We start from the raw sequence: 16263 nt of genomic DNA, 5'->3' as shown, positions 1-16263 counted from the left end.
TAACCGGATATATAAAAGTGAGGAAAAAGAGTGAGTAGTGAGGGTAATTTTCTGCGGCGGTATATTATCCTGGGATTTATCGCAGCTGTTGCCCTTCCAGTGACTACCTGGGAAGGGTTTTACATTCATCAGGCTGATGCTGCCATTGAAATAACGCCAAACTCCCAAACTAGCAACAGCTTTGCTAATAATGCCCAACTACTTTACACACTCAAAGGACATAATGGAACTGTTAAATCCCTTGCTTTCAGTCCAGATAGCAAAATTCTTGTGAGTGGAGGTGCAGAAAACGAGGGTGTAATTCGCCTGTGGAATCCAGTAAACGGCAAAAATTTGGGGAATATTACCAAAGCACACAATGCAGCCGTAGAATCTTTATTAATTTCCCCAGATGGGCAAACCCTCGCTAGCTGTAGTGATGATAATACGATTAACCTCTGGAGCCTGAAAAATTTAAAATTTAGCCGCTCTTTTGTCGGACATACCAGTAATGTATTATCTTTAGCGGTATCTCCTGATAGTAAAGTTCTCATCAGTGGAGGTTTGGATGGGATTCGTCTGTGGGATTTGCTACAGCAACGCCCACTTGGTACTCTCGTAAGTTTTGATAATTTGATTTATACCCTAGCGATTAGTCCTGATGGACAGACCTTGGCTAGTGGTGATAATAAGGGTGTAATCAAGCTGTGGAATTTGAGTACTGGTAAATTAATCAGTGAATTTGTAGCTCATTCTAATGCTGTTAGCGCTGTCATCTTTACACCCGATGGACAAACATTAGTTACTGCTAGCCGCGATCGCACCATAAAACTGTGGAATATTAATACTGGAGAATTAGTCCGCACGCTTATAGGACATAATAACTGGGTGAATGCGATCGCCATTAATCCCGATGGAGAAACCCTTGCTAGTGCCGGTAGAGATGGAATTAAGTTGTGGAATTTAACTACAGGTGAGTTAATAAATACACTGACTGGACATACAGACTGGGTAAGTGCGATCGCTTTTAGTCCAAATGGTAAAATTCTTGCCAGTGGTGGATTTGATCGACAAATCAAGATTTGGGGGATTCCACTAAAACGTAAGTAATAGCGATCGCACAAAATAAGCCTGAACTAGAACCCCGACTTCTTAAAGAAGTCGGGGTTCTAAATTGTCTTAGATTTTAACGGAAAAGGGGACTTCAGTATTTACCATATTTGCTAAAATTTGGTCTTGCCTTTTCAAAGTTGTTATATTGACTGAAGCTGCTACACACTTTTCGGCTCTAATTATATTTAACCACTAAACATAGCTAATTTAAAATCATCTATGCAGCTATTTGCCCTCTAGAACCGGAACAATTTCTGAACTTGGACAATCTTAGAAATGGTCATCGTCAGTAAATGCACTCAGGTAAAAATCACTATCTCGGCTGAAGCAAAGGTTTACAGCGCTTGAGTGTTATTTGCAAGGTATGATAACTTGCTACTTAAATGATGTTTAATTTTCCCGAACTGCTTTTGATCCCCATTTAGATAGAATGAATGACTAGGCAGAACCCTAAAACTCAAAACCGCTTTTGACTGCGACGCCCATGAATCAATTGAACAATGGTTTTACGCTATTTCTAAGTCTGCTAGTCGAGGCGATGCCTTTTTTGCTTCTTGGGGTTTTACTCTCCAGTTTGCTGCTGTTTTTTGTTAATGAGCGCAAATTAGTAGAAAAAATGCCCAAAAATCCGCTCCTGGGTGCTTTAGTTGGCAGCATGATCGGCTTTTTATTTCCGGTGTGTGAGTGCGGGAATGTACCGGTAGCGCGGCGATTCCTGATTCAGGGAGTACCCACACCAGTCGCAATTGGTTTTTTGCTAGGAGCGCCAACAATTAACCCAGTTGTAATTTGGTCAACTTGGACAGCATTTCGAGATCAGCCAGAAATAGTGGTCTTGCGAGTCGTATTTTCCCTAGCAATTGCCACAATTATCGGATATGTTTTCAGTTTTCAAAAGGACTTAAATCCTATAGTTCAACCTGCGATCGCTCGTTATATGAAGTTTAATCCACCCGCGCAGCCTGAAACCAAACGCCGTGGTAAACCTTACCAAGTAGAACAGGAAGCAATGGTACCGAATATCTTGCAATCTGGGACTTATATCTTAGGAGGAAAAGCAGGTATACCTCTGCGGATAGATGCTAATTTGATACCGCCTACCTCAAACTCTACTTCCAATAAACCGCTTGCAGATAAACTGCGCCTAGTTGTGGATAATAGCATCCAAGAATTCCGAGAACTGGGCGGAATCATGGTTTTAGGAAGTGCGATCGCTGCTGCTATTCAAATCCTCGCTCCTCGTGAATTAATTCTCAGTTTGGGTGCTGGGCCAATTACCTCAATTGTGGTCATGTTGATATTAGCAGTAGTGGTGTCAATTTGTTCTACAGTTGATTCTTTCTTTGCCCTATCTTTTGCCTCAACCTTTAGCAGTGGTTCATTGTTAGCATTTCTAGTCTTTGGGCCAATGATTGACATCAAAGGCATTGGTTTGATGTTATCCATTTTTAAACCCAAAACTGTTTTTTACTTATTTGCTTTAGCAGCACAATTAACATTTGTGTTCACCCTTTTCCTGAACTTGCACGTCCTTTAAAAAATTATTTGTCATTTGTCCTTTGTTAACGACTAATACTTCTCTACGAGAGGCTGCGCCAACGACAAAGCTCAGTACAAGTGACCAATACTTCTCTACGAGAGGCTGCGCCAACGACAAGGCTCAGTACAAGTGATTAATGACCAATGAATAACAAAAATCCCAAATCTAAAATCCGAAATCTGTTACTCCCTTGGCTGGATGCTATAGCAATTACAGCTTGGGGCGTTTTGATGTTGAGATATTGGCTAACTAACAAGCTCAACCTGTTGATTCACCCAAATTACATTTGGTTCGTAGTCCTGACTGGTATCAGCTTGATCATTATTGGTTTGTTGAAGATGCAGGAACTTTGGCAACGGCGTCCCCGTGATGTGACGCCAAACTCCCCGCATATTAGTTTATTTCCCCCTGGTTGGGGCAGTGCTTTGTTATTGACGACAGCGATTCTAGGTTTTATCATTACACCGCAAGTTTTTGCGAGTGATAAAGCACTCCAAAGGGGTGTGACGGCTGATTTATTGGGAAGCACACGCGTTAAACCCCAAGCTTTTCGGGCTAGTGTTCGTCCAGAAGAGCGATCGCTTGTAGACTGGGTACGCACTGTTAATGTCTATCCTGAGCCAGATACATATACAGGTCAAAAAGTCAAGGTGCAGGGCTTTGTCATCCACCCGGCGGATCTAGGAAAAGAATATTTGTTTTTAGCACGATTTGTCTTAACTTGCTGTGCCGCAGATGCTTACCCGGTGGGCTTGCCCGTCAAACTACAAGATAATCAAGAGCGTTACTCTGCTGATAGTTGGCTGGAAGTCGAAGGACAAATGATAACAGAAAATTTGGCAGGTAAACGCCAACTTACTATTGCCGCTACCTCTTTCAAAAAGATTCCTCAACCAGAGAATCCTTATAGTTATTAGTCATTAGTCATTGGTCATTGGTCATTAGTCTAATGCCCCATGCCCAATGCCCCATGCCCCATGCCCAATGCCCCATAACAAATGATTAAATCTAAAGCATTTATCCAACCACTAGATCGGATAGCGATCGCACTAATGCTACTCTTGAGTGTGCTGATTGGGTTAATTCTATTGCAAGGTGATGTGGTGACTGCTCGTGTCCGGGAATTTACTTGGCAAAATCAACAAATTGGGGCAGAAGATAACTCCTTCACCTTCACCTTCAGCCGCCCAATGGAAATAAAAAGCGTAGAGGATAACTTAAAAATTGAGCCACCCCTAGCAGGCAAATTCAGTTGGGCAGGGCGGCGGATGGTTTATACACTGGTGACACCAGCACCCTATGGTACGAATTATAAAGTGGAGTTACAGGGAGCCAAAGATAAGTTTGCCCAGCAAGAAGGCAAAAATCGGCTGATACAGCCCTTTGTTGGTAACTTCCGCACACGCGATCGCGTCATCCTTTACATCGGAACCAATCAAGAAGAACAGGGGCGGTTAGTTCTTTACAATTTGACTCAAGAGCAAAAAAGGATACTTACCCCTAAAGACTTGATAGTAATTGACTTTGAGTCATTTCCAGATGGGGAGAAAATTTTATTTTCTGCTCGCGCCGCAAATAACCAAGACTTACTTTCAGCCCAACTCTATACAGTGACAACAGGCGTTTCTGGTAAATCGGGAAAAGAAGCAGAAGCAGGAGGCAAAGTTGACCTGACTTTAGATAGTAAAGATTATCAAAACCTAAAATTTGACTTATCACCCGATGGGCAAACTATTGTCATCCAGAGAGGAAATAAAACTAATCCCGGCGACTTTGGACTATGGTTTATGCCAGCAACCAGTAACGGTTCAGGAGAAAAAACCGCCCCGAAACGCCTAAAAAGCCAACCGGGGGGAGACTTTATGATTACGCCAGATAGTAAAGCCGTAGCAGTTGCCCAAGGACAGGGAGCAGCGATCTTACCACTGCAAGATGATGCCAGTAGACCCCTAGATTTTCTGCCGCAGTTTGGTTTGGTACAGGCTTTCTCCAAAGATGGCTCTCAAGCAGCGATGGTAAAGTTTAATACAGATTACACGCGAGATTTATTTTTGGTGACAAACCAAGGTGTGCAGAAACAGCTATTAAAAACTACAGGCTCAATTCTCAGCTGCCAATTTGACATCGCCTCACCCACCCTCTACTGCTTGCTGACACAGCTAGTATCCAAGGAACAATACATAGAACAGCCTTATGTGGTAGCAATTGATCTGAAAACCGGGCAACAGAAACCACTGCTAGTACTGCCTCCCGCTCAACGGAATGTGCAAATGACTTTATCTGCTGACGGTTTGGGCTTATTATTTGACCAAGTAGTGCCGCAGACAAACGCGACAGCATCATTACCCGCAAACACTTTGAAAACTGATGATGGAGATGCGATCGCTACCAGTAGCCTATGGTTGATGCCTCTGTTACCCATCGCTGATGCTGCGACTGTTGAAATTAGACCAGAAAAACTCCCCTTAGCCGGATTTCATCCCCGGTGGCTACCTTGAGAGAATAATTCGTAAGTCGATTTCGGAAGGTGAGTTAAGGTGGGGACACCAAAAATCGAGTTGAACCTAATGAAGTTCAGTTCCATCCTTACGCAGCAGATAGCGATCGCTAATCAACTTTAAGACTACTCTACCTATTTCTGGATGCGTTTTCTCAATGAGTGGTTGCACAATAACGCCTTCCATGATGCAATTAGGGCAGCACACAGTTTTTTCGAGTAGTAGTTACGAATACCAAACTTATCTAAAAAGTTTTCTGGAATAACACTATCAATAGGAAAGTAAAAAGCTAAATCTCCAGGGTGAAAGTTACCTTTGACTATAATTACTTGATACGCCATACCTTCAATAGAGGCAATATCTAGCCTATCAGCATTGGGATGAGGATTAATGCTGTTGATTTTGACAACTTCAACTTTAAAAATACTCATAGCTCACCTCTTTTGAAAAAAATAGATTTTAGAAAAACTCTAAATTTACAGCAGAATTTAGAATTAAGTAGCGGAGCCGGAGACGCTCCGCCGAGGCGTCAGAATTTATCAGTATAAAAACTTATTGAAGAAGACATTTTTAATTACAATCTTCAGACAGATGCGATTATAAATAATAAACTATATAATTATCCAGTTTTTGAATCTAGAAAAACTTCATCAGCCAATACAGTTTAGTTTTTAAGTATCGCGTTTCTCCTCTCTCCCCCTTGTCTCCCACCCTGCGGTCAGCTAAAGCTACATCAAAATTCTTCTTCTTCTTCTTGACGAGGAAGAGGATCATAGTGTTATAACGGCATCAGTCTAAATCCAAAATATTGATGATTAATTACTGGTGCTTGGAGAGAGTTAAACTTAGCTTTTAGAGCAAATGCTGATTACACACAGTTGAGAAGCAATGCTAATGCCAGCACTGCTGAATATTTTTAAGCAGGTGGGTCAAGAGTGATGAATGAAGCTGACACTTCAGACAAGAGGGCTGTGATCGAATCCCTAAATTCTGCTAATTCGCCACAATCAGAGCAGGCGAGTTGTCCCTTTTACGCAGTTGTGCCTAATGACAATATGACAGTTAGAAAACTGCCACTCCTCATGCCAGCTGAAGATAGACAATTTTCACAAGATACCACTCAGCAGGACTGGGTTGCAGAGCCGGAAAGCGGCAAACAAGCACTTATTGACTCGGAATTTCAGAACCTGCTGGCATTGAATGAAGAATTGCGTGCGGCTAACAATAACTTGTATGGACAAGTGGAGCAGCTAAAAGATAACTTAGCTGAGTCTGAAAAGGTTTTGCAGTGGCAAAGAACGCGTTCGAGCGTTAGTGAGTCGATGCTCAACCAACATACTCAGGAACTGGCTGCGGCTCAAGAGCAGATAAAATCCCTATTTCAACAATTAGAAACTGCTGTACAAACTGTTCAACGCCAGGAACTTTTTATTGATAGTTATAAAGCACAGCTACAAATTAGCCAACAACGCCTCGCCCAGTTAGAGCGAGAATGTACGTTGCTACACACTAACAGCAACGAACAGTCTCAGCAGCTATTGCAATCAGAAAATGCTTGTCGGGAGTTACGTACTAGACTGATGCGACAACAACGCCAGACGCTGCAATTTAAAGCAGCTCTGGAAAAATGTCTAGATCCACCCCGGACTACCTATGACTCTCTAGAGGATACTGCAAAACATCCCAAAGACATAACCAGTGGACAAGGAAGATTCTCTAAAAAAGCTCGGTCTTTGTTTCCTAACGCCCAGCCAATTCAACCTTGGTCAACAGAATCAGAATCCTTAACTGATGATCTAGATAATTCTTGGGGCGAACCCTCAACACCAGTCCCATTTCAAAAAAATGAAGCCACTCCGACAGCATCATCTTCTTGGAACTGGTCAGTTAAGAAAGATACGCCAACGCCAGCACAACCGGGACCCTCTCCAGAAATTGATGATTCCCCAGATACACCGGAAGCTGTTTCACCTTTGGGTTCGTCAAATTTAGATCAGCAATTAGATAGTCTAATCCAAATGTTTTTCACCTCCCAGACTGCATCTGCATCACCACCGCCGGCTGCGAAAACGGAGGTAGATAGTAATCCGCCTATCTGGGAGACTTTAGCAACAATCTTAGAAGACGATCAGGAGCTAGAAAATCCACAGGAGGAGCAATTGGAGACAGAAATTAATCGCCTTGCAACTACCTCCACTTCTGGAATGATAGATTCTGAGCTTTCACCAGCCGATAATTTACCAGTTTCCTCTAGTTCACCTCACACCGAGACGCCTGTTGAAGACACTGAAGACTATTGGTCAGAAGTTTCACAATTGACACAGTTGGAATTGTCGGGGACTGATTTTTCCCCAGAGTCATCAGGTGATAACACCGATGATGCCAATTCACCCTCACCAGTGGTTTATCCCCAGCGTCCACCTAAGGGGCGTAAGTCATTGGCATCCGTGGAATTGCCGAATTTTCGCCCCAAGAGTTAGGAGTTGGGAAAGACGCGATTAATCGCGTCTGTACAGGAGTTTGGAGAGACGCGATTAATGCCCAATGACTAATGACTAATGACTAATGACTAATTCTTACTTCTGACTTCGGAATTATGGCTTCTGGGTTGGGTTTTGCTACCTGAGTGCGCGATCGCGGTTTCCCTGTGGCGATCGCATAATTAATCGCCAATAGCCACAGCCATAATCCCGGATTCCGGGGTTCCAGCCAAAAACCTATCTGGCTCAAGAAGCGCCCAAACCACGGACTCAGCAAAGCACTAACCAAGGCATGACGACCGAAGTTGAAATAACTACCAAGCCATCTGAGCAAATCCCTTGGGCCAGCAAGTTGCCAAATCCATAAAAGCAAGGCGGGATTTTTGCTAGCTGCTTTCAGTGCTAGGCGGTTAAAGGTTAACCAATCACACCGATCTTTGATGAAGTTATCTGCCACCTCTACGGGTTCGTCTGCTAACAGCCCAAAAAAGGTGTTGAGCATGGAGTTAATTCGCTGCGGTGGTAAGAATTTCCCTGTGGGCACCATCATGCCTTTGGAAAATAGCCAAGTCACTGAAACGTTGCTTTGGTAGGCGCGAATTTGGTTCAAATGTCGGAAACTCAACAAGTCATGTTTGAGAGCAGTATCCAGTAGCGTTGTCAAGCGCTCTAAGTTGCGAACTAGGGAACCAAAACCGGTGAAGACCAGGGGAGACTGGAGTGATGCCGCATCACCGATCGCAATCAATCGATCAAAGGCAACTGTGCGATCGCTACTCCCCACACTAAAATGCCCCGGTATATACCCAAATGTCGGCTTCTTCCACACCAATTTGTCCATATCGCACCGACGATACTCTGGCAAAATCGTGAAAAAGTCCTCGTACATTTCCAGCAAGGAACCGGGATTTTCAGCGTTAACTTCATGGTAATGAAATAAATAAATCGTCAGTTCATCATTTGCTCCCGGAAACAATTCCCAAATCAACTGCCTTCCCCGCGAAATATCCCCATGACTGTAAAGAACGTCTCCATATTGGGAATCCCATACCCCTGGCTCAAATCCGCTCTCAATTGCCGCTCCCACTGTCGGACATACACTATCAAAAGCCCGACCACCATTTAATTGCCAAGCGATGGGCGATGCAGTTCCCATTGCATCTATTAGTAGTCGTCCACTTACTTGCTTCTCGCTTTGACTGGATAAGTGCTTGACTTTCAAAATGACTTGTGATATATCAATATCTGCACGGATAAACTCTGTTTCATCCCAGATTTCACCGCCTGCTGCTTGCAGTTTTTGCCCACACATTTGCAGCCATTTTTCGGAATCTAAACCCAAATTTAGGACTGTGGGTGTGTGGAGGACGGGCGATCGCAGTTTGGCTGGATTATTAGCATCAAAAAACTTATTGAATCCGTCTTTATATTCCCTGGCAATGATAGTTTCTAACTCAGCCGGGGTGACTAAACCCAGGTTAACCAAGCTTTGAATCTCATCGCGGGAAATATTCCATTCTCGGTTCATCCGCCCAAAAGGCATTCGTTCCACTAGCAGAACTTTATATCCGAGTTTTGCCATCAGTGCCGCATGAATCGCGCCTAGTGCGCCACCGATATAGATGATGTCGTATTGGGCATTGGGCATTGGGCATTGAGCATTGGTTATTTCCTCCCTGCTTCCCTGCTCCCCTGCTCCTCTCACATGGGAAAACACGACTTGACGCGGTTGCTGCGGATTCCGTACTCCTTCGCGCCATCGTTGTTCCCACCAGTAGGCACGCGTTAGGTCATATTCACCGTTGGGCATTTTCTGAAAATATTTGACGGTGAGGGGGTAAACAGAGCCTAGTGCTGCAAAAATCGACTGTTGGGATAAATCAATCGCTGGTGGTTCTGGGTAATCATGCGGAAAACGGCTTCTGATTTCCTTGGTCAGGCGTTGCAGGATTTGTCTCTCATTGGGGAAGGGTTGTTCTGCCCAACGAAACACTTTTAGATAGGTAGTTCGTTGCACCGACCAGACAAATACTGAAAGTTCCGCAGGCAAGTTTTCGGCAATAGTCCCAGTAGCAGCTGTAGTTGCAGTGGGTATTTTGAGGCGAAAGCCTTCCGAGGTAAGTACTTTTTCTCCATTTCCGGGTTCAAAATCTGTTTGTAACCAGCTACGCACAGTTGCTATATCCGAAGTTGGAACTTCTAAATAAAGGATTTCTCTCATTTTTTCCTGACATCTCCCATGAATCTACTCACTAAGACAGATTTTATGAAGGCACAAAGTAAGGTAAACTCCGCCCTATTAGTTTCGTAAAGATTCAGTGAAGAAATTTTAAGAGTTTGTCAAAGTTATTGTTCATTTTTTATTTCTCTAAACCTACGCCATGAATTATCCCATTCCAGAGAGTCCCCAGGAAATTGTTGCCCTGCGACAACAGCCGATTGATGAAGAACTAGTTGCTAGTGCGATCGCTGGAGTTATTAAAATTGTCCGCGCTCAGGGTCAATCTTTGGAAGAATTAACCGCTCAGTTGCTAGCAGATGATCCACTGTTGGATCAGCAACAACGTCGCTGGTTGACCCAATTAGTTGCCCAATCCTGGGAAAAGTTCTCCTAAAACCTTGCATAGAATTAAATTTTGGCAATTTTTGTCGCAGCATTAGTTTTCTAGGTCTGCACCTGGATTTTAGCGATGCCCTTCTCTACGAGACGCTCCGCGAACGGCGCAGGCTCAGGGTAAGACCTGCGGCGGGCTGCGCCTACGCCTTTTAGGTGTGGGAATGAGAATAATTATTTGTCTGGAATTGGCAATTGGCTGATTACTTTAGAATTCACGGCTCAAAAGCCACTAATTTAACCATATCAGCACTGGGGATTATTAACTGAAGCTAAAATTATCGAGTTTCTCAGTTACCTGCAATACGCTCTTTTTGCCATACTACTGAATAACGCCAGAACAAATACTTCCTGACGATTGCTCGCGTTAGCACTTTTGGATAAATTTGCTGTGCTTGTGATTGAGTTAGGTACTTGTCTGTACGACCATGTTCTCTCCATATTTCTGCTGCTTCCCGTGTCGGTCTGATGCGTCTATTTTTGAACATTTGGTCCAGATCAGAGGAACAGCAATCACATCACTTAAGCTGTCCCGAACAATCTCATGTTCTACTAAGTCCAAAACTATTAGCTTGCCACCCTGTTTTAATGCAGCCTTCAAACTGGGCAGTAAGTTCTCAAGTGGTAAATGGTGAAAAGTTGCAATAGAGACAATCGCATCAAAATGCTCAACTGGAAATTCCCACTGCAAGATGTCAGCCACTTGAAAATCAATATTTATGTAACATTCACACTGGCACTGAGCTACTTCTATCATTTTGGGAGATAAGTCTATCGCCTTAACTCTGTGAGAACATTGAGCCAATAGACGAGAAAATGCTCCAGTACCACAACCGATTTCTAGAATGTTCGCACACTGGGCTGGTAGTTGTTTCAGCAGGAAACTGTGATAATGACTGTTGTGATTCCATGTTGGCTGCTCTAGTAATGCGATTCGGTCAAAGTCTGTCTGTATCTTTTGAGTTAGTGTTTGCCTCATGTTCCTGCATTGTTTTTGCTCTTTCTGGAAATCATGATCGCGCTAGATTGTTGTGCGATCGCTCCTTGATTTTCTCAATAAACAAAGCGTAGATGACCTAGACTATATACTTGCTTTGTTAACTAGAAGTTTTCAAAGCTGCTTGTGCCTGAGAATGTAACAACAAACCGTATTCTAATCCCTCCACCACCGCTTGATAGGAAGCCGCCAAAATATTGGTAGAAACTCCTACCGTCGTCCAGCGTTGACGACCATTACCTGATTCAACCAATACACGAGTTTTTGCCGCAGTACCCGTATGTCCGTTGAGAATCCGCACTTTGTAATCTGTCAAATCAAAGGTTGCTATTTGGGGATAAAAGTTCACCAAAGCCTTGCGTAAAGCTGCATCTAACGCTGCCACTGGCCCGTTACCTTCCGCCGCCTCCAAAATATTTTTCCCCTCAACAGCGATTTTGACTGTAGCGAGGGCGTTGCTAATTTCTTTCCCCTCAATCAAGTCACAGTGGACTTGAAAACCTTTGACTTCAAAAAACTGCTGGCGATTTCCCAAAGCTTCGTGCATCAACAATACAAAACTTGCCTCTGCTGCTTCAAATTGAAATCCTTCACTCTCCAATTCTTTGAGGCGCTGGAGAATTTCCCTCGCTTGTGCCTTTTGCTGATCGAGTTCAATCCCAAAACTACGGGCTTTGGCTAAAACATTGCTGAGTCCAGACTGTTCCGAAATCACGATGCGGCGAGAATTCCCGACTTGTTCCGGTTGAATGTGTTCGTAAGTTAGGGGATTACGTTCCACAGCTGATACATGAATACCGCCCTTGTGGGCAAAAGCCGAACGTCCCACAAAAGCGGCGTGTTCATCTGGCGCGAGATTGACTACCTCACTCACAAAACGACTAGCTTCTGTAAGTTGTGTGAGCTGGTCTTCTGTGATACAACTGTAACCCGCCTTCAGTTGTAAATTGGGAATTAACGAACAGAGGTTAGCATTTCCGCAACGTTCACCATAACCGTTAATTGTCCCCTGTACCATTTTTGCCCCTGCCATCACGGCGGCTATTGCGTTAGCAACCGCCATTTCCGAATCGTTATGAGTATGAATTCCAATTTGGGGCATTGGTGATTGGGTAGATTCTTTCCCTATGCCCCATGCCCTATGCCCCATGCCCCATTCCTTAGTCACCCTTATGACATCTTGAACAATTTGGCTAATTTCGTGAGGTAAAGTCCCACCATTGGTATCACAGAGGACTAGCCATTCAGCACCAGATGCGATCGCAGCCTCTAATGTCTGTAAAGCATAATCTCGATTGTGCTTATAACCATCAAACCAATGTTCGGCATCGTAGATAATCCGACGCCCTTGCGAACGGAGATACTCAATTGTGTCGCAAATCATCGCCAAATTTTCTTCTAATGTCGTTTTGAGTCCGGTTGTAACGTGTAAATCCCAAGACTTGCCAAAAATCGTTACCCAGCGAGTTCCGGCAGCCAAAATATCCTGTAGCATCGGTTCAGTTGCGGCAGTGGTATTGGGGCGTCGAGTCGAACAGAAAGCCACAATTTCAGCAAATTTTAGCGGATTTTCTTGGAGTTGCCAGAAAAATTCTACATCCTTGGGATTAGCACCAGGCCAACCGCCTTCAATAAAGGGAATTCCTAGTTGATCGAGTCTCCTGGCAATGCGTAACTTATCTTCTATCGATACTGATAGCCCCTCGCGCTGAGTGCCATCCCGTAGTGTAGTGTCATAGAGCCAAAGTTGAGATGAGGAATTTGTGGTCATAAAACTGGGACAGACTATACAACTTTCGAGACAATGTGTCAATATACAATAAAATGCCAGTTTGGCGATTTAAAAATGCCTAAGATACTAGCTCAAGGTAAAACAATTGAGTGTGGACAGGGAAGCAATCTCGGAAAAGTTTTGCTGCAAAATGGTATTCACCTCTACAATGACGGTGCTAAGGTAATAAACTGTCGCGGCATTGGCAGTTGCGGTATCTGTACAGTTAAGGTAGAGAAACTAGGACACTAGATATTAAACACGGGTGGCTAAAGCGTGTCTGGGCGCGGAGGGTTCTGGAGCCGACTCCACCCGATGAAACGTCAAATAAAGTCAGGATGTCTAAGGATGTCAAGAGTTTATCTAGCAGGGCAAAGTATTAGCAGCGAATTGGCGTGATCGAGCACGGCGTTCGCTTCCTCCCCATTCTCCTACAACAGACCTACGTTTAGCCTGTCAAACTCCGGTTTTAGGCGATGTGAAAGTGACAAAGTTTGATGGATTTTGGGGATAAGTTTCTCGAATAGTGTGGACACCAAAAGGTTAAAAAGGAGTAAGACAAGATGGGTAGATGGACTCCCTTAATTTTAATGGCTGGAGGTTTGGCCATTCTGCTTGGTACATTACTAGGCATCAACTTTCCGATGGGCGTACAAACTGCTAACGCTCCCGGTGATAAAAAATCAGAAGTACTGCCAGCTAATATCAATGTTAATAGCAGTGCTGGCAGCAAAAATGATGAAACTGCAACTGAAGGAAATGAAACAAGCCAAACAAACCAAACCAGACGCAGTATTGTCGCCCCAAGACTTGACAAGAAAAGTAGCGTTGCCCAGAATCCTAGCGATGACTCAACATCACCTGCTGACAGTACAACAGACAGCAATACAGATACTTCAGGAACAAACACGCAATCCAGTGATCAAAATCAAGGCAACGAACCAATTCGCGCCTTGTGGTAACGATCGCTCCGTCCTTAGTTACGAGTTATAAGTTATAAGTTATGAATTATGAGTTATTAGTTATGTACTAATGACTAATGACCAATGACTAATGACTAATGACTAACGAGACTGTAATTATTGGTGGCGGTGTTATTGGTTTAGCGATCGCCATTGAACTAAAACTGCGCGGGACAGACGTCACCGTGCTTTGTCGTCACTTCCAGGGTGCCGCTACCCACGCCGCCGCCGGGATGTTAGCACCAGATGCGGAAAAGATCCCAAATCTGGCAATGCGTTCATTGTGTTGGCGATCGCGGGCTTTATATCCCGACTGGACGCGCAAATTAGAAGACCTGACTGGCTTAAATACTGGCTACCGACCTTGCGGTATCCTCGCACCTGTCTTTGATGAGGGAGCAGGGGGAGATGAGGGAGCAGAGAGAGAGAAATTAATTCTTTCATCCCCCTCATCCCCCTCATCCCCGGCTTACTGGTTCAACAAAGAGGCAATTCATCAATATCAGCCAGGATTGGGAGCAGAGGTAGTTGGTGGCTGGTGGTATCCTGAGGACGCAAAAGTTGATAATAAGGCTCTAGCTCACGTATTGTGGACGGCGGCTGAGTCTGTTGGCGTTGAACTCAAAGACGGCATTACAGTAGAAGCATTTTTACAGCAGCAAGGACAAGTGGTTGGCGTGCAAACCAATGCTGGAATAATTCGCGCCGCGCACTATGTTTTAGCTTCAGGTGCTTGGTCAAATGAATTATTACCATTACCTGTGCTACCCAGAAAAGGACAAATGCTGAGTGTGCGGATACCGGAATTTGTGCCAGAATTGTCCTTAAAGCGGGTTTTATTCGGACAAGATATTTACATCGTACCAAGACGCGATCGCCTGATTATTGGGGCAACAAGCGAAGACGTTGGCTTCATCCCTGACAACACCCCAGAAGGCATTCAAACATTATTACAAGCTGCCATCCGCCTATATCCCCAATTAAAACATTATCCCATCCAGGAATTTTGGTGGGGATTTCGCCCAGCCACTCCCGATGAATTACCCATCCTTGGCACTAGCCACTGTCAAAATTTAACCCTTGCTACTGGTCATTACCGCAACGGGATTCTCCTTGCACCCGTAACAGCCACATTGATTGCCGATTTCATCTTAGAACAAAAGTCTGACCCCCTACTTGCTGATTTTCACTATTCGCGTTTCCAGTCCCAGCCATCTACCTCCACCCCAATGCTGACTCACTCTGCCAATTTCTCCAACGGGCATCAGCCTGCTATATCCCCACTCCCATTCGGCTACGCTCACGGCAAGCCTACTCCCCACTCCCCACTGATTATCGCTGGCAAAACCTTCCAATCCCGCTTGATGACAGGAACCGGGAAGTATCGCAGCATCGAGGAAATGCAACAAAGTATTGCCGCCAGTGATTGCCAAATTGTCACCGTAGCAGTACGACGGGTACAAACCAAAGCCCCCGGACATGAAGGTTTAGCTGAAGCCTTGGATTGGACGAAAATTTGGATGTTACCCAATACCGCAGGTTGTCAAACTGCTGAAGAGGCAATTCGGGTGGCGCGTTTGGGGCGAGAAATGGCGAAATTGTTAGGGCAGGAAGATAATAATTTTGTCAAGTTAGAAGTAATACCTGACCTTAAGTATTTACTCCCAGACCCGATTGGGACGCTGCAAGCAGCAGAACAACTAGTTAAAGAGGGTTTTGCAGTATTGCCATATATCAACGCTGACCCCATGTTAGCCAAGCGCTTAGAAGATGTTGGTTGTGCGACAGTAATGCCTTTGGCATCGCCGATTGGATCTGGACAAGGGCTGAAAACAACTGCTAACATCCAAATTATTATCGAAAATGCAGGTGTGCCAGTGGTGGTAGATGCCGGTATTGGTTCACCTTCAGAAGCTGCCCAGGCAATGGAATTGGGAGCAGATGCCTTGTTAATTAATAGTGCGATCGCTCTTTCTCCAAACCCAGCAGCAATGGCTCATGCCATGAATTTAGCAACAGTCGCCGGTCGTCTAGCATACCTTGCTGGCAGGATGCCCATCAAAGATTACGCCAGTCCTAGTTCTCCTCTGACTGGGACGATTACTAGTTAGGGAATGGGGCATGGAGACAAGGGAGACAAGGGGGACAAGGGGGACAAGGGAGAATAACTTTATGCCCAATGCCCAATGCCCAATGCCCAATGCTCAATGCCCAATGCCCAATGCCCAATGCCCAATGCCCAATGCCCAATGCCCAATGCCCAATATAACGATTTGTTTAGCAGTTTGAAAGCAGATATAGCATTTATG

The 16263-nt window shown here is 44.5% G+C and carries 12 protein-coding genes and 2 pseudogenes; 10 read left to right on the top strand and 4 right to left on the bottom strand.

Going from position 1 to position 16263, the window contains the following annotated elements:
• The first annotated feature begins 30 nt into the window (after window positions 1–30).
• From HWQ38_RS28110 to HWQ38_RS28095, 4 genes are all read left to right on the top strand, one after another.
• Window positions 31–1089 carry a WD40 repeat domain-containing protein gene (locus HWQ38_RS28110; protein WP_292800482.1) on the top strand — a complete coding sequence of 353 codons (1059 nt, stop codon included), beginning with the start codon at window positions 31–33 and terminating at the stop codon, window positions 1087–1089.
• A gap of 487 nt (window positions 1090–1576) precedes the next feature.
• A complete protein-coding gene (locus HWQ38_RS28105) occupies window positions 1577–2629 on the top strand; it encodes a permease (RefSeq protein WP_292800480.1) in 1053 nt (350 codons plus the stop codon).
• A 146-nt stretch (window positions 2630–2775) separates the two neighbouring features.
• Window positions 2776–3549: a TIGR03943 family protein gene (locus tag HWQ38_RS28100; RefSeq protein ID WP_292800478.1), complete on the top strand. Its 774-nt coding sequence runs from the start codon at window positions 2776–2778 to the stop codon at window positions 3547–3549.
• A gap of 81 nt (window positions 3550–3630) precedes the next feature.
• Window positions 3631–5130 carry a hypothetical protein gene (locus HWQ38_RS28095; RefSeq protein ID WP_292800476.1) on the top strand — a complete coding sequence of 500 codons (1500 nt, stop codon included), beginning with the start codon at window positions 3631–3633 and terminating at the stop codon, window positions 5128–5130.
• Window positions 5131–5264: 134 nt separating this feature from the next.
• Here HWQ38_RS28095 and HWQ38_RS28090 read toward each other — a convergent pair whose 3' ends face one another.
• Window positions 5265–5561, bottom strand: a complete 297-nt coding sequence (locus HWQ38_RS28090) for a hypothetical protein (protein ID WP_292800474.1) — start codon at window positions 5559–5561, stop codon at window positions 5265–5267.
• A 507-nt stretch (window positions 5562–6068) separates the two neighbouring features.
• Here HWQ38_RS28090 and HWQ38_RS28085 point away from each other — a divergent pair.
• Window positions 6069–7610, top strand: a complete 1542-nt coding sequence (locus HWQ38_RS28085) for a hypothetical protein (RefSeq protein ID WP_292800471.1) — start codon at window positions 6069–6071, stop codon at window positions 7608–7610.
• 82 nt (window positions 7611–7692) lie between these two features.
• Here HWQ38_RS28085 and HWQ38_RS28080 read toward each other — a convergent pair whose 3' ends face one another.
• Window positions 7693–9831 (bottom strand): flavin-dependent dehydrogenase, encoded by a 2139-nt coding sequence (locus HWQ38_RS28080; RefSeq protein WP_292800468.1) that lies wholly within the window; start codon window positions 9829–9831, stop codon window positions 7693–7695.
• Window positions 9832–9991: 160 nt separating this feature from the next.
• Here HWQ38_RS28080 and HWQ38_RS28075 point away from each other — a divergent pair, with 160 nt between their 5' ends.
• Complete coding sequence (locus tag HWQ38_RS28075) at window positions 9992–10225, top strand: hypothetical protein (protein WP_292800466.1); 234 nt, start codon at window positions 9992–9994, stop codon at window positions 10223–10225.
• Window positions 10226–10630: 405 nt separating this feature from the next.
• Here HWQ38_RS28075 and HWQ38_RS28070 read toward each other — a convergent pair whose 3' ends face one another.
• Window positions 10631–11203, bottom strand: a complete 573-nt coding sequence (locus HWQ38_RS28070) for a bifunctional 2-polyprenyl-6-hydroxyphenol methylase/3-demethylubiquinol 3-O-methyltransferase UbiG (RefSeq protein ID WP_292800463.1) — start codon at window positions 11201–11203, stop codon at window positions 10631–10633.
• A 118-nt stretch (window positions 11204–11321) separates the two neighbouring features.
• The gene (gene cimA / locus HWQ38_RS28065) at window positions 11322–12992 is read right to left on the bottom strand and encodes a citramalate synthase (RefSeq protein WP_292800460.1); all 1671 of its coding nucleotides are present in this window, start codon (window positions 12990–12992) and stop codon (window positions 11322–11324) included.
• A 75-nt stretch (window positions 12993–13067) separates the two neighbouring features.
• On the opposite strand from cimA, the pseudogene HWQ38_RS28060 reads away from it, so the two are divergent.
• The 4 genes and pseudogenes from HWQ38_RS28060 to thiO form a co-directional block, all read left to right on the top strand.
• Window positions 13068–13229, top strand: a pseudogene (locus HWQ38_RS28060) ((2Fe-2S)-binding protein); the annotation flags it as partial.
• 130 nt (window positions 13230–13359) lie between these two features.
• Window positions 13360–13506 (top strand): annotated as a pseudogene (locus HWQ38_RS28055) ((2Fe-2S)-binding protein); the annotation flags it as partial.
• Window positions 13507–13555: 49 nt separating this feature from the next.
• Window positions 13556–13954 (top strand): hypothetical protein, encoded by a 399-nt coding sequence (locus HWQ38_RS28050; RefSeq protein WP_292800457.1) that lies wholly within the window; start codon window positions 13556–13558, stop codon window positions 13952–13954.
• Window positions 13955–14052: 98 nt separating this feature from the next.
• Complete coding sequence (thiO, locus tag HWQ38_RS28045; protein WP_292800454.1) at window positions 14053–16065, top strand: glycine oxidase ThiO; 2013 nt, start codon at window positions 14053–14055, stop codon at window positions 16063–16065.
• The last annotated feature ends 198 nt before the right edge of the window (window positions 16066–16263 follow it).

It is taken from the genome of Nostoc sp. NMS7 (genome assembly GCF_017115085.1).
In the GTDB taxonomy this organism is placed as follows: domain Bacteria; phylum Cyanobacteriota; class Cyanobacteriia; order Cyanobacteriales; family Nostocaceae; genus Nostoc.
Note: the sequence above shows the minus strand (reverse complement) of the source record. Positions and strands in the feature narration are given on the sequence as shown.